A 22,965-nucleotide genomic window follows, 5' to 3' on the forward strand; every position below is an offset into this window, starting at 1 on the left:
GACCGGCCATGACCACCCGTACCCCGCGTGACCCCGATCGGATGCCCCTCCGGGAGCACCTGCGAGAACTGCGCAACCGCCTGCTCAAGGCCGTCGGGGCGATCCTGCTCGTCACCGTCGCCGCCGCCCTGTTCCACCGGCAGCTCATCGGGTTCCTCATCGATCCGCTGCCCGGCTGTGCCCCCGGCCGCCTGACCGGGGCCTCCGGGGCGGACGGTGCGGGTCACTGCGGCGTGATCTCGCTCAACGGTCTCCTCTCGCCGTTCTCCCTCGCGCTCAAGGTGTCGCTCACCGCGGGAGTGGTCGGCGCGAGCCCGGTGTGGCTCTACCAGCTGTGGGCCTTCGTCGCGCCGGGACTGCACCGCCGCGAGCGGAAGTACACCCTGGCCTTCCTCGGGGCGGGCATCCCCCTGTTCCTGACCGGCGCCGCGGTGGCGTACCGGACGCTGCCGACGACGGCCCGGGTGCTGATCTCCTTCACGCCCGACAACGCCACCAACATCCTGCCCGTCGACGACTTCCTCGACCTGGCCACCCGCATGGTGATCGTCTTCGGCCTCTCCTTCGAACTCCCCGTGCTCCTCGTGCTGCTGAACTTCGGCGGGGTGATCAGCGCCCGGCGGATGACCGGCTGGTGGCGCGGCATGCTCATGGGGGTCGCCGCCTTCGCGGCGATCGCCACCCCCAGCACCGACCCGATCAGCATGCTGCTGCTCGCCACGCCCATCAGCCTGCTGTACGGGGCGGCGTGCGCGGTCGCCTGGTGCAACGACCGCCGGCGACGGCGCACCGCACCCGGCCGCCCCGACCCGGCCCCGGCCGCCGTCGAGGCCCCCGCCCCCGACGACGTCGCCGTCGGCCGGTCATGACGCGCCGCGGCGGGAGCCGCTCACTCCGCCCACGGTTCGAAGCCGGTGTCCAGCACGGCGTCGAGGAACCGGCGTAGCAGGGCCGCGTCCGCGGACCCGAACCGTTCCTCGAACCGGTTCTGGACGTCGTTCCAGAGGGGGAGCGCCGCCTTCATCCTGGCGAGGCCGTCCGGTGTGAGCGTGACGATCCGCGCGCGGCGGTCGGTCGCCGAGGTCTCGACGGTGACCAGGCCCTCCCGCGCGAGCGGCTTGAGGTTGGAGGCCATCGTCGTACGGTCCATCGCGATGATGTCGGCGAGGGCGGTGATCGTCATCTCTTCGTGGACGCTGAGCTGCTGCAGGATGCTGAACTGCGTCGCACGCAAGCCGACCGGGGCGAGGGCCTTGTCGTAGGTCGCGCCGAGGTACCGGGCCGCCTTGCGCAGCGCCAGGTTGTTGCATGAGTCGGCTTTCGACGCCGCAGCGGTCATGATCTCCTCCCGAGCATCCTCCCCATGATATGAGCATCTGCTCCCACACGGGAACGAGAACGGCAGGCAGTGGCTGCCGGTGACCTCCCGCGACCGTCGGAACGGACGAAACGGGTCATAATTCCGGATGGGTGAGGATTCCAGGATCCCGCGGTTAGGAAGCGTTCACTTCCTTCGCCGCGCAAGTAAACTAGAGGTATGTCAGACGTCATGCCGCGGCAGGAAGCGGCCCCCGAGGCGATAGTGCCGCTCAGTCCCGACGAGGAAGCGGTCGTCCGGTCGCTGAGTCGTGTCATCTACGCCCTGCCTCGTGTCATGGACGCTGATCTGGTCCGCGAGCAGCGGCTCCCGCTCATCGAGTACCTGACACTGATGAACCTCTCCGAGGCGCCCGGTCGGCAGATGCGTATGAGCGACCTCGCCGGGGCCTGCGAACTGTCGGTCAGCGGGATGACGCGCGTCGTCCACCGGCTGGAGAACGACGGGCTCGTGCAGCGCGTCAAGTGCGCCGAGGACGCCCGCGGCTGGAACGCGGTCCTCACCGACGCCGGCCTCGCCCGCCTCAAGGAGGCGTGGCAGACCAACCTGATGTCCGTGCGCCGTCACTTCCTCGACCACCTCGAAGGCCTGGACCTCAAGGCGCTCGGCGCGGCCCTGAGGAACGTCGCCACCTGACCGCCCCGTACGGCCGAGGGGCCCACCCCGGCTCCCCGGCCACTCCGCCGTGGCAGAGGCGTGCCCCTGCCACGGCGCCCGGTCAGGCCTTCGCCGCGACCGGCTCCCCGGCCTCGGACGCTGCCGCGCCCGCGCCGTCACCGGTGGTCCCGGCGGACGGCGTGACAGGGGTGTAGAAGACGCTGCCCTGACGGCGGGACCGCTCGGCGAGCCCCTTCGCGACCAACGCCTCCAGGGCGTTGCGCACGACGGGGGCGCTCGGGGCGGAGCGATCCGGATGCCGCTTGGCCAGTGCGTCGACGAACTCACTGACCATGCGCGGCTCTTCATCGGCGGTGAGGACGTCCGCGACGAGGCCGCGCAGGGTCGGCTTCTCCTTGTCGCGGGACTGCGCCGCCTTCTTGCCGGCCTTCCGGGCCTTGGCCCCGCCGGCCGGCTTCCGTGTGCGGGGCCGCGGGACGGCCCGGGGAGCACCCTCCTCCGGCGCCCCGGCCACGTCGGCGGCCGGAACCACCTCGGCGGGAACCTCCTCGGCCGGGACTTCTTCGGCCGGCACGGCATCGGCAGGTTCGTCGCGCGGGGCGACGCGGCGTCCACCGGTCGTCACGCTGCCCTGCAGCCGGGTCAGCCAGGCCCGCTCGTCCTCGAGCCGGGTCAGGCGGGCCTGGAGCCCGGCCACCTGCTCCCGGACCGCTTCCTGTTCCTTGGCGTTGTTCTCCAGGTCCTCTGCGAGACGCGCCGCATACCGGTCCTGAATGGTTGTGTTGTGGGACACGACAGCCGCTTCCTGGTGTATGGGATGTTGCTGCCGGATCGTACCCATCCTCCGCCCTCACCGTGCGGAACCGCCCCGTACTCAGCGAGTTGGGGCGGTGTTCACCGTGGGCGTCCCGGCCGAACGCCCCGCCGCCGAAGTCCCGTGCGGGGCAGGCCCGTGAGCGAGCCGGGAGAGACCTGCTCGACCCAACTCGACTTTTTCCAAGCGTAGTTGAGATGCCTCTTCACGGTGCCGGGGTGCAGGTGCAGCGTCCGGCCCCGCGGTGGGGGAGGAGCCCTTGACGGGTGAACCCGCGTACGGTCAGGACAAGTTCGAGGGAACCCCACCGGGTGAGCCGCCGTTGACGGCCCTCCTGAGCCGCCCCCCCCGCCCTCAGGCCCGCCAGATGTTGTCGAAGGCCGCCTTCTCGATGTCCTTCCGCTGCCGCACCGACTGCAGTTCCTCGACGGCGTCGTGGACCGCGGCCAGCACCGTCTCCACGGCGTCGTCGCCGACGTCGGCGAGGTCGCCGGCGGTCCGGTCCCCGGGGACCCCGGCGGCGGAGGCGAGGGCGGCCAGCACGGGCTCCCCGGACGACCGGCGGCCGAGCGCCTCCCGGCGGGCGGGGGAGTCCAGCAGCACCTGCTCCCCGGTGGCCCAGGGCCGCCACCGGGGGCGGCTCACGGCGGTCAGGCCGGTCGCCTGCAGCGCGCCGCGGTAGACCGAGGAGAGGTTGCGGCCCCTGCGCCACAGCCAGTCCTCGACCGACTCGTAGGGCTCCTGGTCGACGAGCGCCGACGCCGCCTGGTCCAGCAGGTGGTCACCGGTGGCCGGCCCGTGCGCCGGCACCAGGCGGTCACCGTCCAGGGTGACCGCCCGCGCTCCGAGGAGGTCGATCACCTCGGCCCCCGCGAGCGCGAGCGACAGGTCGCCCGGTTCGACGGGAGGGCTCGAAGGCGCATCCATGCTGACGATCATCAGGTCCTGCGGCGTGGTCATGGCGGCTCCCGTCGAAGAGATCAACAACGATACGTCGCCGCGGGCCGCCGTCCGCCGTTCCCGGCGCACGGCGAGCCGCCCCTCACGGTGCGTGCAGGTCCGGGCGGTGCCCGGTCAGGGGTTCGTCCAGGCGCTGGGGGCCTCCGTCAGGGCCAGGACGCCGCGCGGCAGTTCGGCCCCGGCGACGTCGGCGAGCGACACGCCTTCGAGGATCTCGCGCACGTTGGACCGCAGCGCGATCCACAGCGGCAGCAGCGACTCGGCGGGGCCCGTGTACGCCAGGTCCGGGGGGCGGACCCCGCGGACCGAGACGAGCGGTCCGTCGACGGCGCGGATGACGTCGGCGATGCTGATGGACCCGGCGGGCCTGGCCAGGCGGTAACCGCCGTTGCCGCCCCGCTGGCTGAGGACGAGACCGGCGCGGCGCATCTCGTTGAGGATGCCCTCGAGGAACTTGTGCGGGATGTCCTGGGCGGCGGCGATGGCCTCGGCCTTCATCGGCCCGGCCTCCGGTGACGCGGCGAGCTGCAGCGCGGCACGTACCGCGTAGTCCGCCCTGGCTGAGATCCGCATGGGCGCATTATCCCGTCGGGTGCCGGTGGTGTCGGTTCCGGGTCACTTTAGGATGCCCGGGCCTTCAGGCCGGAGAGGAAGGCGTCCTTTGGTTGGAGCCGCGATGCGGCGGAGTTGGCTGCCCATCTGTTGTGACCTGTGTTCTCTTTCGTTGTCGGTGGGCGCTGTTAGGTTCCGCAGCGTGACGGCGACAGCGACGGCGGAGCAGGGGTGCGGGCATGCCCGGTACACCTACAGGTTGCGTGTGTCGTCCACGGCGCGTGCCGGTCTGGAGGCGGAGTGGGCGCGGTGCCGGTGGGTGTGGAACGAGTGCGTGGCGGTGTCCCGCAAGGTCCACGGCCTGAACCAGACCGCCGGGCAGAAGATCACGTGCGGCCCCGCGTAGCTGGACAGGATGCTGACCGAGGCCCGGCGGTCGATGGCGTGGCTGCGGGCGGGCAGTTCGGTGTCGCAGCAGCAGGTCATCCGGGATTTCGCCAAGTCCCGGACCAAAGCGATCAAGGACATCGCGGCGCGGCTGCCGATGAGGCAGCGGGCCGGGATGCCCCGGATCAAGCGCAAGCGCGAGGCCGCACCGTCGCTGAACTACACCACCCGCGGTTCCCACGTCGGTACGCGTGTACCGGGACAGCCTCGGCCACTGGTACGCCTCGTTCGTCGTCGCCGTCCAGGTGCAGCCGCTGCCCGCCACCGGCGCGGTGATCGGTATCGACTGGGGCGTGCGTGAGACCGCGACCACGACCAGCGACGCCCACGACCTGCCGCACGCCCAGCACGGGAGGAATGCCGCGGCGAAACTGGCCCGCTACCAGAAGATGATGGCCCGCCGACGTACCCCGAAGAACAAGCGCGGCTACCGCAAGGCCCGCCGGGCCGCCGCGAAGGTGTCCAAGAAGATCGCCCGCCGGCGGCAGGACACTGCCCGCAAGTGGGCCGAGCGCGTCGTGCGCGACCACGACGTCATCGCGGTCGAGGACTTCCGGCCGAAGTTCCTCAGCCGGACCACCATGGCGCGCAAGGCGGCGGACGCCGCGATCGGCGCCACCAAGACGGCGCTGATCGAGATGGGCCGCAAGCACGGGTGGGACGTCCGCCTGGTGCATCCCGCGCACACCACCATGGACTGCGCGTCGTGCGGAGCGAGAACCAAGCACGCACTTCCTCTTTCGGAACGTACCTACACCTGCACCGCGTGCGGAGCCGTGTCTCCCAGGGACAAGAACTCCGCCCGCGTGATGCTGGTCCGGGCTGGTCTCAACCCGGCTGGTGCCGATCGTGTAAGCGCTGGCGGACCGCTGGTTCCCAGCCCACGTGAGCCAGGAATCCCCGTCCTTTAGGGCAGGGAGGATGTCAAACGGGCAGCGTGAACGGGGGGTGCGTGCCGTTGAGGAAGTAGTCCCCGACGTCGCGGAGGCGGGGGGCCACGGGCTCGTACAGGGTGTGGGTGCGCGCGTTGCGCCAGAAACGGTCCAGGCCCAGGCGCGCGGACGCGGAGCGGGGCCCGATGACGTCCAGGGCGCGCGTCGTGCTCTCCCGCACGGCGGTGGACGTCGCGACCTCGGCCACGGCCACGAGCGCCGAGATCTCCGCGCACTCCTCGTAGCCGAGGGCCTCCCCTCGGGCCAGGCCGCCCTCCAGTGCCTCCAGCGCTTGACCGGCGAGCGCGGAGGCGGAGCGGGTGAGGACGGTCAGCTCGCCGAACGCGGCGAGCACGTGGGGGTCCTGGGGCGATCCGGCCGGCCACTCCGGGTGCCACGGCCGCTGGCCCGCCCTGCTGTACTCACGGGCCTCGGCGAGCACGCCCTCGGCCGTGCCGAGCCGGAGCTGGACCGACATCAGACGCCCCAGCGGCGAGGCCAGCGAGGCCAGGGGCGGCAGGACCTCCTCCTCTGCGGAGAGCGAACCGAGCACCTCGTCGGCGGTGACCGCCACGGAGACGAACTCCACGCCGCCCCCGGCGGCGAGCCGCTGGCCGAAGGGATCGTCCTCCGCGCCGACCGCGACGCCGTGCCGGGCGGGGTCGACGGCGACGGCGAGCGGTTCCCCGGTGTCGGCCCGCGCGGCGCGCACGGCGATGCGGTCGGCGACGAGGACGCCCGTGACGTAGCTCTGCCGGCCTTCCAGCCGGTAGCCGCCCGTGGTCCTGGCCAGAGTCAGCGGCGGGTCCTGGCGGGCGAACCCACCGCCCCAGCACCACTGCCCGGCCGCGGAACGCCGTTCCAGCCCCGTGGGGGCCGAGGGCCCGGTGAGGAGCCGGGCGCTCCACGACACGAAGTAGTGCGTGCCGAGCAGTTGGGCGATCGCGGCGTCGGCCGCCGCGATCTCGCGGACCACGGCGTACGCCGTGGCCCAGTCCGCGCCCCCGCCGCCGGACCCGGCGGGCACCAGCAGCGGCAGCAGCCCCGCCTCGCGCAGCCGGGAGACCTCGTCGAACGGGGGCTTGCCGGCCTGGTCCCTGGCGACCGCGTCCGTGGCCAGGTCGTCCGCCGTCTCACGGGCCACCCGCAGCCAGTGCGCGCGGCCGGGCCCGGTCGGTTCCGGTTCCGGCTCCGGCGGCGGTGCGGAGCCGGACGGCGCGGTCTCAACGTCCATGGGCGTCTGGGGCACGTTCCTCATCCTGCGCAGCCTGTCGGACCACCGTCAATGCTTTCCCATCAATTCAATAGGAAATACTCGGCGGCGACCGCATCACGGGGTGCCCGCGGCGGTCCTGCGGATGGCGATGCAGGCGATGTCGTCGTTGAGGCCGCCGTCGCTGTGGCGGAGGAGGGCCTGGTGAAGGAGGCGCAGGAACCCGGCCGGTGCGGTGGTGGCGGCCTGTCGGGTCCAGGCGGTGAGGGGGAAGAAGGCGCCGCCCGGGTCGCGGGTCTCGCTCACGCCGTCGGTGTAGAGCAGCAGCAGGTCGCCGACGGCCAGGGGAACGCGGTCGACGTGGTAGCCGGAGCCGACAAGTGCCGCCAGGTTGACCGGTGGTGAGGGGGCCACCGGTTCGATGGCCCGGGTGCGGCCGTCGTGCACCAGCAGGGCAGGCGGGTGCCCGCAGCTGAGCACGGAGGCATGGTCGGCTGCGGGCGGGATCTCCACGATGACGGCGGTGGCGAAGCGTTCGCAGTCGTCCTCGGCGGGCACCGCCGCGGAGTACCGGGTGATGGTGGTCTCCAGACGGTGCGCGAGGTGCGCCAGGTCGGGGGCCTCGTAGGCGGCCTCGTGGAAGGAGCCGAGGAGGGCGGCCGAAACCCCCACGGCGCGCAGGCCCTTGCCGCGGACGTCCCCGAGGATCAGGCGCAGGCCGTGGGGGGTGTCGGCCGCGGCGTAGAAGTCGCCCCCGATGCGCGCCTGGGGGGCCGCGGCGAGGTAGAGGGTCGCGATCTCCAGGTTCCTGATGCGTTCGGGTACCGGCCTGAGGAGGACCTCCTGCGTCGCGTCGGCGACGGCGCGGACCTGGGCGAGGGTGTGTTCGCGCTGCAGGCGCAGGTGGCTCGCGTAGGCGGCGGCCAGACCGACGGCGCCGATCGCCCCGGCGGTGTAGAGGGCGGACATGTCGGAGAAGGCCAGGGCGTAGCCGATGACCGGGAGCAGGCAGATCATCCCGAGCGTGAGGGTCGCCCGCACGGACCAGAGCGACGCGGCGAGCGCGGGCGCCGCCGGCAGCAGGCGGGTGAAGGGGACGTCCTGGGGGGTGAGGATCGCCAGGACCCCGATGACCGCGGTCAGGACGGCGGGGGACAGCAGAACGGGGTCCCGCCGCCGCAGGTTCGACCACATCGTCCGATACCGGGCCAGAGCGCTCATGGCTGGATCGTAGGCGATCCTTGATCGCACCCCTCGGGTGCGACATCTGATGCCGCGTCCGGCCCGGAACGCCCTTCGCGGGTCCGCGGAGGGCGCGCGTCCTTGGGCTGGTGTCCCCCACCTGCCGCGGTGTTCCGCCGGTGGGCCCTGCGCATATGGGTCAGAAGGGAGGTTCGAGATCGCCGCGGCCGTCGCTGTGCGGCCCCCGGTCCCAGGGCTCCGCCTGGAAAGGTTTGGGGCCGGGGACGTCGTAGCCCCACGTTTCAAGGGCCCTCCGGGCGACGCGGCGGTTGGGTTCGTGGCCGTTGGTGTCGAGGACGCGGCGCGCGTGCACGGTGAGGTGATCACGCTGCTCGGCGAGTGCGGGGTGTTCGGCGAGGATGAGCGCGGCGATGACGGCGGCTTCGCGCACGTTCTCGTGGCGGTCCTGCAGGAAGGGAGCAACGGCCCGGTAGACCATCGGGCGCAGGTCCCGGAAGGACGCCATGGTGGTGCCGCGGGTGAGGAAACCGGGGAACCACTGCTCGATGCGGCCGACGATCTCGTCGGAGGCGTCGTAGGCCGTGGAAACCAGCCAGTTCAACAGCGTCGCGCGGATGGGGACGTTGCGATAGGCACGGAGGTTCGCGGCCGCCGGGTGGGTGAGGATGCCGGCGACGTACAGGGCGACGGGTTCGGTGGCCTCGTAGATGGTGTTCTGGTGGTTGACCATCTCACCCAGCTCCGACAAAGCGGTGACCTGGATCTTGGGATCGGGCTCCAACAGTCGCGCGAGGACGTCGGGAAGGTCCTCGCCGCTCCCGAAAGCAGTTTGGAGCGAGCCCCAAGGGGTCTCCGCCAGGACCACCCGGTAGGGCGGCACGTCGGGCTCAACGGGCGCCCCGGCGCTGGAACGGCTCTCGTGCATGGGCCGAACCTAGACCAGGCCGCTGACACGATTCCCCTTGCGGGCCGGTCATTCGGACTGCGGTCCCGCGCGAGCTATGGGCGGGACGGCGCCCCGACTTCCGCTTCCGCGAGCGCATCGGACACCAAACAGCGGGGCGAACTGTCGCATCGTGAGGTGTGCGCGTCATCCGCCGCGACCGTCAGTATCCGGTCCTCCAGGGGGCGTCAGGGGCGGCCCGTGCTGACCGTGTCCTCGCCGTGGCCGCGCATCATCACTGGCTTGCCGGACCGCCGTGGACCCGGTCCGGCGAACAAGGCCATCCAGTAGGGTTCCGACGCCGTGATCACTCCCGCGCAGCAGGATCGCTCCATGGCGGCAACGCCTTCGCGCGCGGTAGTGGGGAATCGCTGGAACTTACTGCGAGAACATCCCAGGTGACGGGCACGGCCGAGAAGTCGGATGTGGAGGGTTTTCGACCCAATGCGAAGGGGTTCACGATGACCGAATTTTCTGAGGGTTCGGAGCCGAACGCCTGCTCCGCCTGGGCCGTTGTCGACTGGTTCTCCGATGCCCTCGACAAGACCTATTTCGAGGAGAAGTTCGTCGGCAACATGTCGGCCCTGGCGGTCAGCCCCGAGGGACGTGTGGCCGCCCTCGCGGACCGCTCCTTGCTCTTCCACCTGGACGCCGCCACCCACGAGCCCGTCGAAGTCGTGGCGCTGTACGACGAGAACGGGAAGGAGACGGACTTCGAGGCCCTGGTCTTCGATGAGGACGGCACGCTCCTGATCGCCTCCGAGGAGCCGGCCGTTCGTCGCTACACCCCGGAGGGAAAGTTCATCGACAGGCTGCCGGTGCCGGACAGCCTCCTCCTCGCGCCTGCGGGCCGGGCCGTGGTCAACGAGACCTTCGAGGGCCTCGCCATGCAGCCCGGCGGCCTCACCCTGGTGGCGTCGATGGAGGGTGCGCTGAGGGGTGACGAGAGCGCCTACGTGCGTTTCCAGGCGTGGAAACGCGAGACGACCGGCGACGAGTTCCGGATCGGCGTGCAGTGGGGCTACGTGCGAGACAAGGGCCTGTTGCTGTCGGACATCTGCGCGTCCGGTGACGGCAGGCTCCTCGTTCTGGAGCGAGGCTTCGACAAGAGCGTCGGCAATATCATCCGGGTCTATCTCGCCGACCCGCGCGAGGCGGACGACATCACCCACGTCGAGAAGCTGTCCGGCCAGGACGACGTTTCCCTGATGAACAAGACCCTGCTGGTCGACATGGTCAACTGCCCGCCGCTCGGAGCCACGAACAAGCAGTCGCAGGCCAACCCCCTGCTCGGCAACATCGAGGGCATGACGATCACCGGGACCGCCCCGGACGGCCGTTTGAAGGTCCTCATGGTCACTGACGACAACCAGAGCGCCATGCAGACCACCCGACTGTACGGGATGACCATACGGTTGCCCGAGCTTTGAGTCCCATGCGCCCGGTCCGGGAGCCGGCGTGCGGAGGCGGATGACATGGCATCGGGCACGGGTCCCGGCGCGGGGACGCCGCATCCGGATTCGACGGGAAAGGAGCCCCAGGCTGCTTGCCCGGGGCTTTCCGCTGGAGCGGGCGACGGGGATCGAACCCGCGCTGCGTCCGCCGGGTGGCGTGGGTGCCCCACGGCGCCCGGCGGACGCGAGCGGCGTCACTCCACGAAGTGGCCCGGGCCGACGACCTTCCACTGGCGGGTGTGCGGGTCCTCGATCGAGGTGTAGGGGGCCTGGAAGACCAGCACCTGCTCGGTGGAGCGCTTGATGGTCCACAGCTCGGGGGTCCTGCCGGAGCGGTCCCAGGCGATGGCCTGGCCCTCGACGTCGGGCAGCTTGACGGTCGCCACCCAGCGCAGGTCCGAGCCCTCGGACGGGACGTCCATCACGTAGGCCTCGTCGTAGTCGTGGCCGGTGATCCACAGTCGGCCGTCGGGGCCCCACGAACCTCCGGAGTTGCTCATGGGCCGGATCTTGTCCAGGAGTTCCTGCGGCAGCGTCCAGGCCTCCACGACGCGGAACCGGTCGTCGAGTTTGACGATCTGCGTGTTGTCGGTACCGCCGTACGGCTCCGTGGAGCCCGCCGGGGGCTTGTCGTAGTTGGCGAAGGCCGCCCACCACGCCCCGTCGTGCCGGTCCAGCCAGGTCAGCGAACCGCGGTCGATGCCGAAGCTGAAGGTGTCGACGTGCTTCATCGTCCGGGTGTCGAACACCTCGACGGAGCTCTTCTCGGGCGTGGTGTTGTAGTTCGAGGTCGCCGCGTACAGCTTGTCGCCGACCACGGTGGCGCTGTCCATGTGGATGATCGGGCCGTCGGCGTCGCCGACGAACTGCAGGAGAGGTCTGCCGGTCGCCTTGTCGTGCTTGGTGATGGTCTGGTTGTTGACGGCGTAGAAGTACTTCCGGTCGACGGCCACACCCTGCCGCGCGTCGAAGGCGGCGAAGGTGTGCCGGAGTTCGGCCGTGTACTCCGTGGGGGCCGCCTTGGCGACCGCCGTTTTCGCGACCGCCGGGGTCGAGGCCTCGGCGGATCCGAGGCCCGTGGCCGCCATGAGTGCCGCAGCCGCAAGGCAGGCTGCCGCGGCTGAAGCGATCTTGGTCCGTACGCGCATGGTTCCCCTCGGTGGATCCGGTGACAGGGCAGGGTTCGACCCTGACGCGGCCGGAGATCGTCCACGCGAACTCCGGGGGAGCGGAGGGTGAAGGACAGACCGCCGACCGCTGCGCACCGCCCGGCTTCTCCGCGTCCGCGACCGCCCGCGCACGGGGGCCGGTGTCGGTGCCGGGTGGGAGACTGCCCGGCATGATCGAACCGAATCCCAAGGCGGACCTCCTCCGGTACCTGCAGGACGCGCGGGACACCCTGCTGTGGAAGATGGACGGGCTGTCGGAGTACGACGTCCGCCGCCCCCTCACACCCACGGGGACGAACCTGCTGGGGCTGGTCAAGCACGCCGCCGGTGTGGAGCTTGGCTACCTCGGCGACACCTTCGGGCGGCCGTTCTTCGGTGCGGAGCGGCCCTCCTGGTACCGGGAGGACGCGGAGGCCAACGCGGACATGTGGGCCACGGCGGACGAGACGCGCGAGGAGATCACCGGGCTGTACCGCCGGGCCTGGGAGCACGCGGACGCCACGATCGAGGAGCTGCCCCTCGACGCGGTCGGCCACGTCCCGTGGTGGCCGGAGGAACGCCGTGCGGTGACCCTCAACCACGTCCTGGTCCGCGTGATCGCGGACACCCAGCGGCACGCCGGCCACGCCGACATCCTCCGCGAGCTGATCGACGGCAGCGTCGGCTTCCTGCAGGGCAACGACAGCATCCCGTCGGACGACCGGGCCTGGTGGGAGGAGTACCGCGCCCGGCTCGAGCGCGTGGCACGCGAGGCCGGCAAGTGACCCGAGCGTGCCGGGCGGTGTGCTCACTACGCTGGCGGGATGACGATGCACAAGATCGGCCCCGTGAGTGTCGACGCGATGATCGAGGACCTCAGGACGCTCGTCGAGGTCGAGTCCCCCTCACGTGACGTCGACGCCCTGACGGCATCGGCCAAGGCCGTCGCCGGCGTCATCGAAAGGCGCCTCGGCGGTCAGGCCGTCTGCGTCGAGAGCCCGGTCGGGCCGCACGTCCGCTGGTCTTCCGGGGGCGACCCCAAGGTGCTGATCCTGGGACACCACGACACGGTGTTCCCGCTCGGCACCCTCGCACGGCGCCCGTTCACCGTCGCCGGCGGCCACGCCACCGGCCCCGGCGTCTTCGACATGCTGGGCGGTCTCGTGCAGGCCGTCCACGGTGTGGCGCTCCTGGAGGACCGGTCGGGCGTCGAGATCCTGGTGACCTGCGACGAGGAGGTCGGCTCCGCCCACTCCCTGGCCCTCATCGAGGAGCGGGCCCTCGCCTGCGGCGCCGTGCTCGTCTTCGAGGGCGCGGCCGAGGGCGGGGCGCTGAAGACGGGCCGCAAGGGCTGCGGCACGTTCGAGGTCACCGTCACCGGCCGCGCCTCGCACGCGGGACTGGAGCCCGAGGCCGGGGTCAACGCCCTCGTCGAGGCCGCGCACCAGGTGCTGGCCGTCGCGGCGCTCAGCCGGCCCGAGGCCGGTACGACCGTCACCCCGACCGTGGCGTCGGCGGGCACCGTCGACAACGTGGTGCCCGCCGAGGCGACCGTCGTCGCCGACGTACGGGTCGAGACGGCCGAGGAGAAGGAACGCGTCGAAGCCGGCTTCGCCGCTCTGACCCCGCACCTGGACGGAGCCGCCATCTCGGTCCGCGGCGGCGTCCGGCGGCCTCCGATGGCGGAGTCGGCGTCCGCGGCGCTCTTCGCCCTGGCGCAGCGGTTGCTGCCCGGCATCGAGGGCAGGGCCGTCGGCGGCGGGAGCGACGGCAACCACACCGCCGCGCTGGGAGTGCCGACCCTCGACGGTCTCGGAGCGGTCGGGGGCGGGGCGCACGCCGACCACGAGTACGTGGTCGTCGACGCCATGGCCGAACGGGCGACCCTCGTCGCCGGCCTGGTGCACGCCATCCGGAACGCGTAGCCGCGGGGCCCTGTCGCCGCCGGTGTCACGGACACGGGAGCTGTCCGGTCATGCAGGTAGCTGACGACCGCCGTGCGCGCCGGCGCACCGGGGCGGATCGACACCACTGCGGGAGGGAATGGCGATGCGGACGGTGGACCTCGGCGGTCAGGGACTGCGCGTGCCGGTGCAGGGCCTGGGTGCGATGGGGATGAGCGTGGACTACGGTGCGGGGGACGAGCGGGAGTCCGTGATCACCCTCAACCGCGCGGTCGACCTGGGCGTCACGTTCATCGACACGGCCGAGTCCTACGGCCCCTTCGAGAACGAGAGGCTGATCGCCCGCGCCCTCGGACACCGCCGGGACGAGGTCATCCTGTCGACGAAGTTCGGCCTCGACTTCGCCGACGACGGTACGCCCGGTCCCCTCGACGGCCGTCCGGAGCACGTCCGCCGGGCCGTGGAGCGTTCGCTGCGCCACCTGGGCACGGACGTGATCGACCTCTACTTCATGCACCGGGTCGATCCGGGGACGCCCGTCGAGGACACCATCGGCGCGATGGGCGAACTGGTCACCGCCGGCAAGGTCCGCTACATCGGGCTCTCCGAGGTCTCCTCGGAGACCATCCGCCGGGCCCATGCCGTCCACCCCCTCACCGCGGTCCAGTCGGAGATGTCGCTGTTCACCCAGGACCTGCTGGACAACGGCCGCAAGGCGACGATGGACGAACTGGGCATCGGCCTGGTCGCCTCCTCGCCCATGGGCCGCGGCTTCCTCAGCGGGGCCATCCGCAGCGTCGACGACCTGGCGCCGGACGACGCGCGGCGCGGACTGCCCCGCTTCTCGCCGGAGAACATCGCCGCGAACCTCGCCCTGGTCGAGCGCGTACGCGAGATCGCCGAGGCGCGCGGTGCGACACCGGGCCAGGTCGCGCTCGCCTGGGTCAACGCGCAGGGGGCCGTCGCCATCCCCGGTACGAAGCGGCGGAAGTACCTCGAGGAGAACGCCGCGGCGGCCGACCTCGTCCTGTCGCGGGACGAACGCGCCGCGCTCGGAGCCGCCGTCCCGGCCCGGGAGGTGAGCGGCGCGCGCTACACCGCGCGGGCGCTGGAGTCCACCAACCGCTGACGACCGACCGAGCGCCGCGGCGGCGGTCCCCGCGACCGGGGGACCGCCGCCGCGGCGGCTCCGTGCCCGGATCAGAGCCCGGCGAGCACCGCGAACGGGTCGGCCGCGCCGCCGTTGTCGACGGCGGCGATCCGCCGCCGCAGGGTGAACGCGGCGCCCGGTTCGATCGTCACCTGACGCTGGGTCATCGCCCATATCCCGCAGGCGTACACGGTGAAGCCAGGCTCGTCGTAGAGCAGCCCGTACGTCTGACCGTCGGAACCGGTCATGCCCACCCACGGCGCCGTCGGCTCGAAGTCGGCCGGGGCGGAGGCGGTCACGGTGCCGTGCCCCGCGACGCCGCTGCGCTGGCCGGCGCCGTCGTGGTCCAGCACGTCGCCCAGCCAGAAGGTGCGGGACTGCGTTCCCCGGTTGGTGAAGACGCTCTCAGCGGTCACCCAGGGCTCGCCGTCGCCGATCGTGAACGTCGTGACCACCTCGACGTCGGGGACCTGGGTGCTCGCCCCGGTGGCGCGCGCGGAGGCGACCGGGCCGCCCGCGGCGAGCACCTCCAGGGCGGTGGACCGCACGGTCAGCTGCTGCCAGGCGCTGCTCCCGCGCGGCCGGGCCGCCGAGGCGTACGGCAGGTTCATCCAGTCCAGCTGGTCGAGGTGACCCACGGCCGCAAGGTCCAGCGGCTTGCCCAGGGTGACCCCGGACAGCTGGGGGTCCTGGGAGCCCGCGGAGACGGCCAGCGACAGCATGCCGTTGGACAGCGTGACGTCCGTGGCCGCCGCCTGCGACTGCGGCCCGGGCACCGCACGGCCGGTGCCGGCCCGTACGGCGGCACGCGTCAGGGCCACGTCGCCCCGGGTCTGCGCGCCCGCGCGCACGGTGGCCGTGGCGGTCGCCGGTTCGTAGCCGACGCCGCCCACGGCGACCGCGTACTGTCCGGGCGGCGCGAAGGCCAGGTACTCGCCGGTGGTGTCGGTGGTGACGGCCGCGAACCGGGTGCCGTCCGCCGCCGTGACCGTCACCTGGACGTTGGCGAGCGGCTTGCCGGTGACCTTGTCGGTGATCCGGCCGACCAGTCCGTCGCCGGCGTCGATCCGCCGGGCCCCGGGGCGCCCGTCGCACACTTCGAAGGCGGCGATGGTGAAGGCCGGGGAGGCCGCGTCGTCGCCCTTGAGGACGATGCGCAGGTCGGCGCGCCACCGGTCGCGGGTCACGTCGCACATCACGTAGCCGCGGTAGGTGCCGTTGTAGAACTTCACGTGCGGGTTGGCGACGAGACCCGCCCGGACGTCGGCGTCCCAGCCGGCGCCGGAGGAGATCGACGTGCCGACGAACTCGGTGGCGACGACCGGCGCGTGCGGGTCGTCGAAGTCGGTCTTGAGGTCGTTGACCCAGTGGGTGTGCCAGTCGCCGCTGAGCACCACCGGGTTGGCGACGTCACGGTCGGCGAGGAAGTCGAGGATACGGGCGCGGGCACCCGCGTACCCGTCCCACTGGTCGAGGTTGACGATCTTCCCCGGGCCGAGGTCGTAGTCGAAGGCGGCCATGATGGTCTGCTGGGCGATGACGTTCCACCGGGCCTTGGAGCGGTCCAGGTTGCCGAGCAGCCACTTCTCCTGCTCCGGGCCGGTCATCGTGCGCTCCGGGTTCCAGACCTCGGGGCCCGGTTCCTTGCGGCCGTCCCCGTACGCCTGGTCGGTGCGGTACTGGCGGGTGTCGAGGACGCTGAACTCGGCGAGCTTCCCGAACCGCACCTGACGGTACATCAGCGCGTCCGGGCCGGTGGGCCGCTGCTCGGGCCGCAGTGGCAGGTGCTCGTAGTACGCCTGGTAGCCGTTGGCCCGGCGCTCCAGGAAGGGACGGCCGTCACCGGCGCCACCCGGCACGTCGGCCGCGTAGTTGTTCTGGACCTCGTGGTCGTCCCAGGTGACGAAGAACGGGAACCGGGCGTGGGCCGCCCGCAGTTCGGGCGAGGTCTTGTACAGGGCGTGCAGCCGGCGGAACTCGGTGAGGCCGCCGTCGGTCGTCTCGTAGATGTAGTCGCCGAGGTGGAGGACGAAGTCGAGGTCCTGCTCCGCCAGGTCCCGGTAGGCGGGGTAGGCACCGCCCGTCCACGACTGGCACGACACGAACGCGAACCGCAGCCGCTCGGCCTTCGCCCCGGGCGACGGCATGGTCCGCGTGCGGCCGGTGCGGCTGCGGACCTCGCCGTACTGGAAGCGGTACCAGTACCAGCGGTCGGGGGCCAGGTCGTCGACGACGACGTGCACGGTGTGCGCGGACTCGGGCAGCGCCGTCACCGCGCCGCTCGCGACGACCTTCCGGAAGGACTCGTCCTTCGCGACCTCCCACCGCACCTCGACGGGCGTCGCGGGCATGCCGCCGGTCTCCGCGTCGAGCGGGTCGGGCACCAGGCGGGTCCACAGCACGACGCTGTGGTGGTCCGGGTCGCCGGAGGCGACGCCGAGGGAGAAGGGCGCGGGGTCCAGTTCCGCGGCGCGCGCGGAGAGCGCCTGGGTCAACTGGCCCGCGGCCAGGACCCCGAAGGTGCCCCCGGCGAGGGCGAGGAAACGGCGTCGGTCGAGGGTGCGCAGTGCAGGGGTGGTGGTCACGTCCCAAGATCGTGCAGCAGCCGTACGGCCGGGCGGGTGTCGCTGCGGGGAAGGGACGGTGTCCAGTACATGTCGGGCGCGGGCGGTGTCGGGCCGTCGGCGTCGTTCGACGGGCGGGGTGCCCCGGCGCGGTGGCCGGCGGCGGCGTTGCTACCGTGGCGGCGTGCCACTCCTGGGACCGGCTGACCCACTGCCCCACCGACCGCGGCGGGTGCTCGTCGCCGGCACGTCCGGCGCGGGCAAGACGACGCTCGCCGCCCGTGTCGCCGCCGCGCTGCATGTGCCGCACGTGGAGATCGACGCGCTCTTCCACGGCCCCGGCTGGACCAGGCGCCCCTCGTTCGAGGCCGACGTCCACCACTTCAGCGCCGGGCCCGGCTGGGTGACCGAGTGGCAGTACGGCTCGGTGCGCGCCCACCTCGCCGCCCGCGCCGACGTGCTGCTCTGGCTGGACCTTCCCCGGCGCCGCGTCATGCGCCAGGTGATCCGGCGCACCCTGGTGCGTCGCCTTCGCCGGCAGCGGCTGTGGAACGGCAACGTCGAGCCGCCCCTGTGGACGATCCTCACCGACCCCGAGCACATCGTCCGCTGGGCGTGGACCACCCACGGCAAGACGGCGGCGCGGGTGTCCCAACTGCTGCACGAACGGCCGGAGTTGACCGTGGTGCGCATCCGGAGCCACATCGAGGCGGCCCGCTGGGAGGACGGGCCGCTGCGGGACTCCGTCGTCACGCGGCCGTAGGACTGTCACCGAGCCGTGGTCATGGGGTCACGGTTCGTCTCAGCAGGCCAACTCATAGCCTGAGCACGCCAGTTGGCGCACCATGGCATGTGCGCGCGGCAAGCGGCGGTCGCCGGTCGTCAAGACGGTGCGAAGAGTGCGAAGGGGTGGGTGGGAGTGGGCTTACGCAGACCGGTGCTGCTGGCGGCGGCAGGGGCGCTGCTGCTGGCGGGGTGCACGAGTGAGGGGAAGCAGGGCGAGGGCGCCAAGACGCCGTCGGGGGCGAGCCCGAGTGGACGGAGCACCCAGAGCCCGGCCCCCTCGGCGTCGGCGGTGAACGACCCGTACACGCTGGCCGAGAGCGCGGCACCGCCCCACAGCTCCTGCTCGGCCTCCTCCGCCGTCTCCTGCTCCGGGGAGGTCAACGCCCGCAGCAGGGCGGGGACATCACCGGCGGGACCGTAGGCATGGTGCAGCTCCGCCCAGGCGACGCGGTCCAGTTCGGCGAACACGGTGTCGAGATCCATACGGCGGATCGTGTCACGGGGGTCCGACAACGCAGCGCCCGGGCGGGAGGCCGTCGCCTTCCGCCCGGGCCCTGCGGTCCCGGCCGCCTACGCGCGCGCCGCCGCGACGCTGCGCCCGCGGTCGGTCTCCGGGAAGCGGCCGAGCATGGCCCGCAGTTCGCCGCTGTCGACGTTGGCGCCGAAGGGCTCGGTGCCCGGTTCCAGGCGGACGCCCTCGGCGAGCGGGCCGGCCACGACGGGCTCAAAGCCGAGCGCGTCCACCAGGCCGGCGACCTCGGCGAGGTCGTCGGGGTCGTCGCCGGCGATGGCGATCGCCTTGCGGCCGGGCGTCCCGGCGGGCCGGGCCCCGTCCTCCAGGTCGTGGTAGCCCATGTGGTTGAACGCCTTCACCACCCGCGAATCCGGCAGGAACGCCTGGACGGTCTCGCTCGACGACGTACGCGGATCGGTGAGGTCGTCGCGTATGCCGTCGACCTCCCACCAGTAGTTCATCGCGTCGATCACGAGCTTGCCGCGCAGCGCCTCGGCCGGGACGGTGCGGTACTTGCCCAGGGGGAGGGCGAGGACCGCGAGGTCGGCCCGGGCCGCGGCCTCCGCGGCGGTGACCGCGACCGCGCCCGGGGTGAGGACCTCCACCGTGAGCGCGATGGCGGCGGGGTCGCCCGAGCCCGCGATCAGCACGCGGTGGCCCGCGGCCAGGGCCAGCCGGGCCAGTACGGTCCCGACCTTGCCCGCGCCCAGGATGCCGATCGTGCGCACGCCCTCGGTGTTCATCGTGTGGTCTCCGTTCCTTGGGTTCCGTTCCGGCGTCCGCGTCGGCGTCGGTGTCGGTGTCGGTGTCGGCGTCAGTCCGCGAGGATGTCGCGGACCATGGGGATCACCTTCGTGCCGAAGAGCTCGACGGCACGCATGCGGGCGGCGACCGGCTGGGGGCCCACGGTGTAGATCAGGTCGAACCGGCCGACGCCGAGGTCGCCGACGGCCTGGGCGATCTTGCGGGCGACCGTCTCGGGCGACCCGATGTAGAGGGAGCCGTGCTCGATCTCCGCGTCGTACTCCTCGCGACGGACGGGGGGCCAGCCGCGCAGCTTGCCGATGCGGTCGCGCATCACCTTGTAGCCCGGCCAGAACCCCTCCCGGGCCTCCTCGTCGGTGTCCGCGACGAAACCGGGGGAGTGCATCCCCACCGGGTGGGCGGTCGTCCCGAACTGGTCGGCGGCGCGCCGGTACAGGTCGATGTAGGGCGCGAAGCGCGTGGGGGAGCCGCCGATGATGGCGAGCATGAGCGGGAGGCCGTAGCGCGCGGTGCGGACGACGGACTGGGGCGAGCCGCCCACGCCCACCCAGGTCTTCAGCCGGCCGGACTCGGTCTTGGGGAAGACGTCGGCGTCCTTCAGCGGCGCCCGCGTGGTGCCGCTCCAGGTCACCGGCTTCTCGTCGAGGAGCTTCGCGAAGAGCTCGATCTTCTCCTCGAAGAGCACGTCGTAGTCACTGAGGTCGTACCCGAACAGCGGGAAGGACTCGGTGAAGGAGCCGCGGCCCAGGATCACCTCGGCCCGCCCCCGCGAGAGGGCGTCGACGGTCGCGAAGCGCTGGAAGACCCGGACGGGGTCGTCGGAGCTGAGCACGGTCACGCCGGAGGCGAGCCTGATCCGCTCGGTGCGCGTGGCGATCCCGGCGAGCACGGTCTCGGGGGTCGACACGGAGTACTCGGGGCGGTGGTGCTCGCCGAGCGCGATGACGTCGACGCCGATCTGGTCCGCCAGGACGGCCTCGTCGAGCACCTGCCGGATCGCCGCGGCGTGGGAGACGGGGGCACCGGTGCCGTCCACCGGCACGTCGCCGAACGTGTCGAGGCCGAATTCGAGGTCAGACATCAGAGGGTTCCTTCGTGAGCAGTTCACGCACCATCGGGGCCACTTCCCGGCCCAGGAGCTCGATGGTGCGGGCGCGGGCCTGGCGGGGCAGGTGCATGATGTCGTACTTGAGGTCGAAGCGGTCCAGGTGGAGGTCGCGGGCGACCCGGGCGATCTTGCGGGCGACGGTCTCGGGGGAGCCGACGAACAGCGCGCCGTCGACGAGTTCCGCCCGGTAGCGCTCGTAGCTGGGCTTGTAGAAGCCGCGCTCCTCCGAGATCGCGGCCACGACCGGCTCCCAGTACCGCCACCAGGTCTCGACCGCCTCTTCGTCGGTGTCGGCGACCAGGCCCAGGGAGTGCTGTCCGATGGGCTGGGCGGGGTGCCCGTACTGCTGGAGCGCCCGCTGGTAGAGGTCGACGTGGCCGGCGAAGCGCTGCGGGCGGCCACCGATGATCGCCAGCATCAGCGGCAGGCCGTACCGGGCGGCACGGATCGTGGAGTTGGGGCTGCCGCCCACGCCGATCCAGGTGGGGATGCCGCCCTTGCGCATGCGGGGGCGCAGGTGCTGGTCGGTCAGCGGGGACCGGACGGTGCCGGACCAGGTGACCGTCTCCTCCTGCTGCAGGCGCATGAACAGTTCGAGCTTCTCGTCGAAGAGCCGGTCGTAGTCGGCCATGTCGTGGCCGAACAGGGCGAAGGACTCGGTGACCGAGGCCCGGCCGAGGACGAGTTGGGCGCGGCCGTCCGACACCGCGTCCAGGGTGGAGAACGCGTGGTAGAGCCGTACGGGGTCGTTGGTGCTGAGCACGGTCACCGAGGTGCCGAGCTTGATGCGCTCGGTGGCGGTGGCCATCGCGGAGAGCAGGACGGGGGTGGCGGTGTCCATGTGCCCGGCCCGGTAGTGCTCGCCGACGCTGAAGACGTCGAGTCCCGCGGCGTCGGCGAGCGCGGCCTCCTCGACGAGCAGCCGGACGGTCTCGGCGTCGCCGAGCACGCGGCCGTCGTCCGTCGCGATCTCTCCGAACGAGTTCAGACCCAGTTCGAAGGCAGTGGGCGTCATGGTCCCCTCCTCCCGCCTCCGGAACGGTTCCACGTCCGGTGGCCAAGTGATTGACGCGTCAAGCATGCATCGATATGATTGACGTGTCAAATAGAGGGGCGGTCATGGGACGCGGACACGGGCCTCTGCCCACCACGGAAGAACTCGGGATCTGGCGTGACTTCATCGAGACGACGGAGCGGCTCCGCTCCCACCTGGCGTCGCGCCTGCAGGGCGACTCGGGGCTCTCCCCCGGGGACTACGGCGTCCTGCTCACGCTACGGGAGGCGGAGGGCCACCGGCTGCGCTCCTCCGAGCTCGCGGCGGCGATCGGCTGGGAACGCAGCCGCCTCTCCCACCACCTCGGACGCATGGAGCGGCGCGGGCTGATCCGGCGCGTGGAGTGCACCACCGACAACCGGGGCGCCGAGGTGCTCCTCACCGACGACGGGGCCCAGGCCTTCCGGCGGGCCACGCTGCCGCACCTCGGCGCCGTCCGGGAGATGTTCGTCGACTCCCTCACGGCGGAGCAGATGGCCGCCGCGGGTGAGATCGCCCAGGCCCTGCGCGCCCGGCTGGACACCGCTTCCGGGCCTTCCTGAGGCCGCCGGGGGCCGGTCGGGGCCCGGTCAGGGCCGGGCGTAACGGTCGCTGATGACGCCGCGCAGGCCCGCGGCGTTCCGCAGGCCCTGCCCCCGCGCGGCCTCGTCCTCCCAGGCCGACATGTCGGGGAGGGTGGGGATGCAGACGAGTTCACCCATGTCCAGGCCGACGAGCGCGGCGCGGACGAAGTCGTCGGCGTCGACGAACGACTCCTGCGGGAACAGGGCGGAGTCCACGCCGGAGGCCTCGAAGAACTCGGTGCGCACGGGACCCGGCAGCACGACCTGCACGCGGATGCCGCTGCCCTCGACCTCGCGTTGCAGGGCCCGGGAGAAGTGCAGGTCGTAGGCCTTGCTCGCGGCGTAGGCGGTGCCGCCGGGCGGGGCGTGGAACGCGCCGATCGACGACACGTTGATCAACGTCCCCGAGCCGTGCCGGTCGAAGGAGAGCAGCGCCGCCCGGGACAGCCGGGTCAGCGCGAGCACGTTCACCGCGACGAGACGGTCCAGGTCCGCGGGCGCGGCCTCGCGCAGCGGCCCGAGGGCCCCGAGGCCGGCCGCGTTGACGACCACGGCGAGGCCGTCGTGGTCGAGGACGGCCCGCTCCACCCGGGCGAGGCCGCCCGGGTCGGCCAGGTCGGCGGCGAGCACGGTCGCCTCGAGACCGGTCTCCCGCCGGACGGACTCGGCGAGCGCGGCCAGCCGGTCCGCGCGGCGGGCGACGAGGACCGGCGCATAGCCGCGCCGGGCCAGCTGCTCGGCGTAGCAACGCCCGATCCCCGAGGACGCGCCGGTGATGAGTGCGGCTTGGGCGCGGTCTGCCTGGTCGCGGGTCATGGGCACCTTCCGGGGGAGGGCCGGACCCGTCCCGTCGCGCGGACCCGGTCCACCCATCGTCGCGGCGCGGGCCGCGTTC

At 72.2% G+C, this 22,965-nt stretch carries 22 protein-coding genes and 2 pseudogenes; 9 read left to right on the forward strand and 15 right to left on the reverse strand.

Going from position 1 to position 22,965, the window contains the following annotated elements:
• Positions 1-8 precede the first annotated feature (8 nt).
• Positions 9-869 (forward strand): twin-arginine translocase subunit TatC, encoded by an 861-nt coding sequence (gene tatC / locus PV341_RS02775; protein ID WP_500356577.1) that lies wholly within the window; start codon positions 9-11, stop codon positions 867-869.
• A gap of 20 nt (positions 870-889) precedes the next feature.
• Here the strand turns inward: tatC and PV341_RS02780 are convergent, their stop codons facing one another.
• Entirely contained in the window at positions 890-1,339 is a 450-nt protein-coding gene (locus PV341_RS02780) for a MarR family winged helix-turn-helix transcriptional regulator (RefSeq protein WP_500323659.1), read from the reverse strand.
• A 198-nt stretch (positions 1,340-1,537) separates the two neighbouring features.
• Between PV341_RS02780 and PV341_RS02785 the strand changes: the two genes are divergently transcribed.
• Positions 1,538-2,014 carry a MarR family winged helix-turn-helix transcriptional regulator gene (locus PV341_RS02785; protein WP_500323660.1) on the forward strand — a complete coding sequence of 159 codons (477 nt, stop codon included), beginning with the start codon at positions 1,538-1,540 and terminating at the stop codon, positions 2,012-2,014.
• 82 nt (positions 2,015-2,096) lie between these two features.
• Here PV341_RS02785 and PV341_RS02790 read toward each other — a convergent pair whose 3' ends face one another.
• The 3 genes from PV341_RS02790 to PV341_RS02800 form a co-directional block, all read right to left on the reverse strand.
• A complete protein-coding gene (locus PV341_RS02790) occupies positions 2,097-2,789 on the reverse strand; it encodes a hypothetical protein (protein WP_500323662.1) in 693 nt (230 codons plus the stop codon).
• 375 nt (positions 2,790-3,164) lie between these two features.
• Positions 3,165-3,770: a GOLPH3/VPS74 family protein gene (locus tag PV341_RS02795; RefSeq protein WP_500356579.1), complete on the reverse strand. Its 606-nt coding sequence runs from the start codon at positions 3,768-3,770 to the stop codon at positions 3,165-3,167.
• Positions 3,771-3,884: 114 nt separating this feature from the next.
• On the reverse strand, positions 3,885-4,343 hold the full coding sequence (locus tag PV341_RS02800; protein WP_500323664.1) for an RrF2 family transcriptional regulator: 459 nt from the start codon (positions 4,341-4,343) through the stop codon (positions 3,885-3,887).
• 319 nt (positions 4,344-4,662) lie between these two features.
• Between PV341_RS02800 and PV341_RS02805 the strand changes: the two are divergent.
• Positions 4,663-5,680, forward strand: a pseudogene (locus PV341_RS02805) (RNA-guided endonuclease InsQ/TnpB family protein).
• A gap of 13 nt (positions 5,681-5,693) precedes the next feature.
• On the opposite strand, the gene PV341_RS02810 reads toward PV341_RS02805, so the two are convergent.
• The 4 genes and pseudogenes from PV341_RS02810 to PV341_RS02825 form a co-directional block, all read right to left on the reverse strand.
• Complete coding sequence (locus tag PV341_RS02810) at positions 5,694-6,935, reverse strand: acyl-CoA dehydrogenase family protein (protein ID WP_500323716.1); 1,242 nt, start codon at positions 6,933-6,935, stop codon at positions 5,694-5,696.
• Between the two features lie 96 nt (positions 6,936-7,031).
• Entirely contained in the window at positions 7,032-8,108 is a 1,077-nt protein-coding gene (locus tag PV341_RS02815) for a PP2C family protein-serine/threonine phosphatase (RefSeq protein WP_500323717.1), read from the reverse strand.
• A 187-nt stretch (positions 8,109-8,295) separates the two neighbouring features.
• Positions 8,296-9,042, reverse strand: a complete 747-nt coding sequence (locus PV341_RS02820) for a hypothetical protein (RefSeq protein WP_500356581.1) — start codon at positions 9,040-9,042, stop codon at positions 8,296-8,298.
• Between the two features lie 120 nt (positions 9,043-9,162).
• A pseudogene (locus PV341_RS02825) lies at positions 9,163-9,395 on the reverse strand (IS5/IS1182 family transposase); the annotation flags it as partial.
• Positions 9,396-9,458: 63 nt separating this feature from the next.
• On the opposite strand from PV341_RS02825, the gene PV341_RS02830 reads away from it, so the two are divergent.
• Complete coding sequence (locus tag PV341_RS02830) at positions 9,459-10,490, forward strand: esterase-like activity of phytase family protein (RefSeq protein WP_500323667.1); 1,032 nt, start codon at positions 9,459-9,461, stop codon at positions 10,488-10,490.
• A 218-nt stretch (positions 10,491-10,708) separates the two neighbouring features.
• On the opposite strand, the gene PV341_RS02835 is transcribed toward PV341_RS02830, so the two are convergent.
• Complete coding sequence (locus tag PV341_RS02835; RefSeq protein ID WP_500323669.1) at positions 10,709-11,602, reverse strand: hypothetical protein; 894 nt, start codon at positions 11,600-11,602, stop codon at positions 10,709-10,711.
• Between the two features lie 251 nt (positions 11,603-11,853).
• On the opposite strand from PV341_RS02835, the gene PV341_RS02840 reads away from it, so the two are divergent.
• The 3 genes from PV341_RS02840 to PV341_RS02850 all read left to right on the forward strand — a co-directional run bounded on the left by PV341_RS02840 (position 11,854) and on the right by PV341_RS02850 (position 14,695).
• Positions 11,854-12,447, forward strand: a complete 594-nt coding sequence (locus tag PV341_RS02840; RefSeq protein ID WP_500356583.1) for a DinB family protein — start codon at positions 11,854-11,856, stop codon at positions 12,445-12,447.
• A 39-nt stretch (positions 12,448-12,486) separates the two neighbouring features.
• Positions 12,487-13,587: a M20 family metallopeptidase gene (locus PV341_RS02845; RefSeq protein ID WP_500323672.1), complete on the forward strand. Its 1,101-nt coding sequence runs from the start codon at positions 12,487-12,489 to the stop codon at positions 13,585-13,587.
• Positions 13,588-13,711: 124 nt separating this feature from the next.
• Positions 13,712-14,695, forward strand: coding sequence for an aldo/keto reductase (locus tag PV341_RS02850; protein ID WP_500323674.1), 984 nt, complete (start codon positions 13,712-13,714; stop codon positions 14,693-14,695).
• A gap of 71 nt (positions 14,696-14,766) precedes the next feature.
• On the opposite strand, the gene PV341_RS02855 is transcribed toward PV341_RS02850, so the two are convergent.
• The gene (locus PV341_RS02855) at positions 14,767-17,301 is read right to left on the reverse strand and encodes an alkaline phosphatase D family protein (protein ID WP_500323675.1); all 2,535 of its coding nucleotides are present in this window, start codon (positions 17,299-17,301) and stop codon (positions 14,767-14,769) included.
• Between the two features lie 163 nt (positions 17,302-17,464).
• Between PV341_RS02855 and PV341_RS02860 the strand changes: the two genes are divergently transcribed.
• Positions 17,465-18,043, forward strand: a complete 579-nt coding sequence (locus PV341_RS02860; RefSeq protein WP_500323676.1) for a P-loop NTPase family protein — start codon at positions 17,465-17,467, stop codon at positions 18,041-18,043.
• Positions 18,044-18,162: 119 nt separating this feature from the next.
• On the opposite strand, the gene PV341_RS02865 is transcribed toward PV341_RS02860, so the two are convergent.
• The 4 genes from PV341_RS02865 to PV341_RS02880 form a co-directional block, all read right to left on the reverse strand.
• Positions 18,163-18,549 carry a hypothetical protein gene (locus PV341_RS02865; protein WP_500323677.1) on the reverse strand — a complete coding sequence of 129 codons (387 nt, stop codon included), beginning with the start codon at positions 18,547-18,549 and terminating at the stop codon, positions 18,163-18,165.
• Positions 18,550-18,636: 87 nt separating this feature from the next.
• Positions 18,637-19,323, reverse strand: coding sequence for an NADPH-dependent F420 reductase (locus tag PV341_RS02870; RefSeq protein WP_500323678.1), 687 nt, complete (start codon positions 19,321-19,323; stop codon positions 18,637-18,639).
• A gap of 71 nt (positions 19,324-19,394) precedes the next feature.
• Positions 19,395-20,426, reverse strand: coding sequence for an LLM class flavin-dependent oxidoreductase (locus tag PV341_RS02875; RefSeq protein WP_500356584.1), 1,032 nt, complete (start codon positions 20,424-20,426; stop codon positions 19,395-19,397).
• On the reverse strand, positions 20,419-21,468 hold the full coding sequence (locus tag PV341_RS02880) for an LLM class flavin-dependent oxidoreductase (protein WP_500323680.1): 1,050 nt from the start codon (positions 21,466-21,468) through the stop codon (positions 20,419-20,421). Before PV341_RS02880 ends, PV341_RS02875 begins: the two co-directional genes overlap by 8 nt.
• A 104-nt stretch (positions 21,469-21,572) precedes the next feature.
• On the opposite strand from PV341_RS02880, the gene PV341_RS02885 reads away from it, so the two are divergent.
• Positions 21,573-22,049, forward strand: coding sequence for a MarR family winged helix-turn-helix transcriptional regulator (locus PV341_RS02885; protein ID WP_500323681.1), 477 nt, complete (start codon positions 21,573-21,575; stop codon positions 22,047-22,049).
• Between the two features lie 27 nt (positions 22,050-22,076).
• On the opposite strand, the gene PV341_RS02890 is transcribed toward PV341_RS02885, so the two are convergent.
• Positions 22,077-22,886 (reverse strand): SDR family NAD(P)-dependent oxidoreductase, encoded by an 810-nt coding sequence (locus PV341_RS02890; protein ID WP_500356586.1) that lies wholly within the window; start codon positions 22,884-22,886, stop codon positions 22,077-22,079.
• Positions 22,887-22,965: the final 79 nt, after the last annotated feature.

It is taken from the genome of Streptomyces sp. PA03-1a (assembly GCF_033792805.1).
Lineage (GTDB): Bacteria > Actinomycetota > Actinomycetes > Streptomycetales > Streptomycetaceae > Actinacidiphila.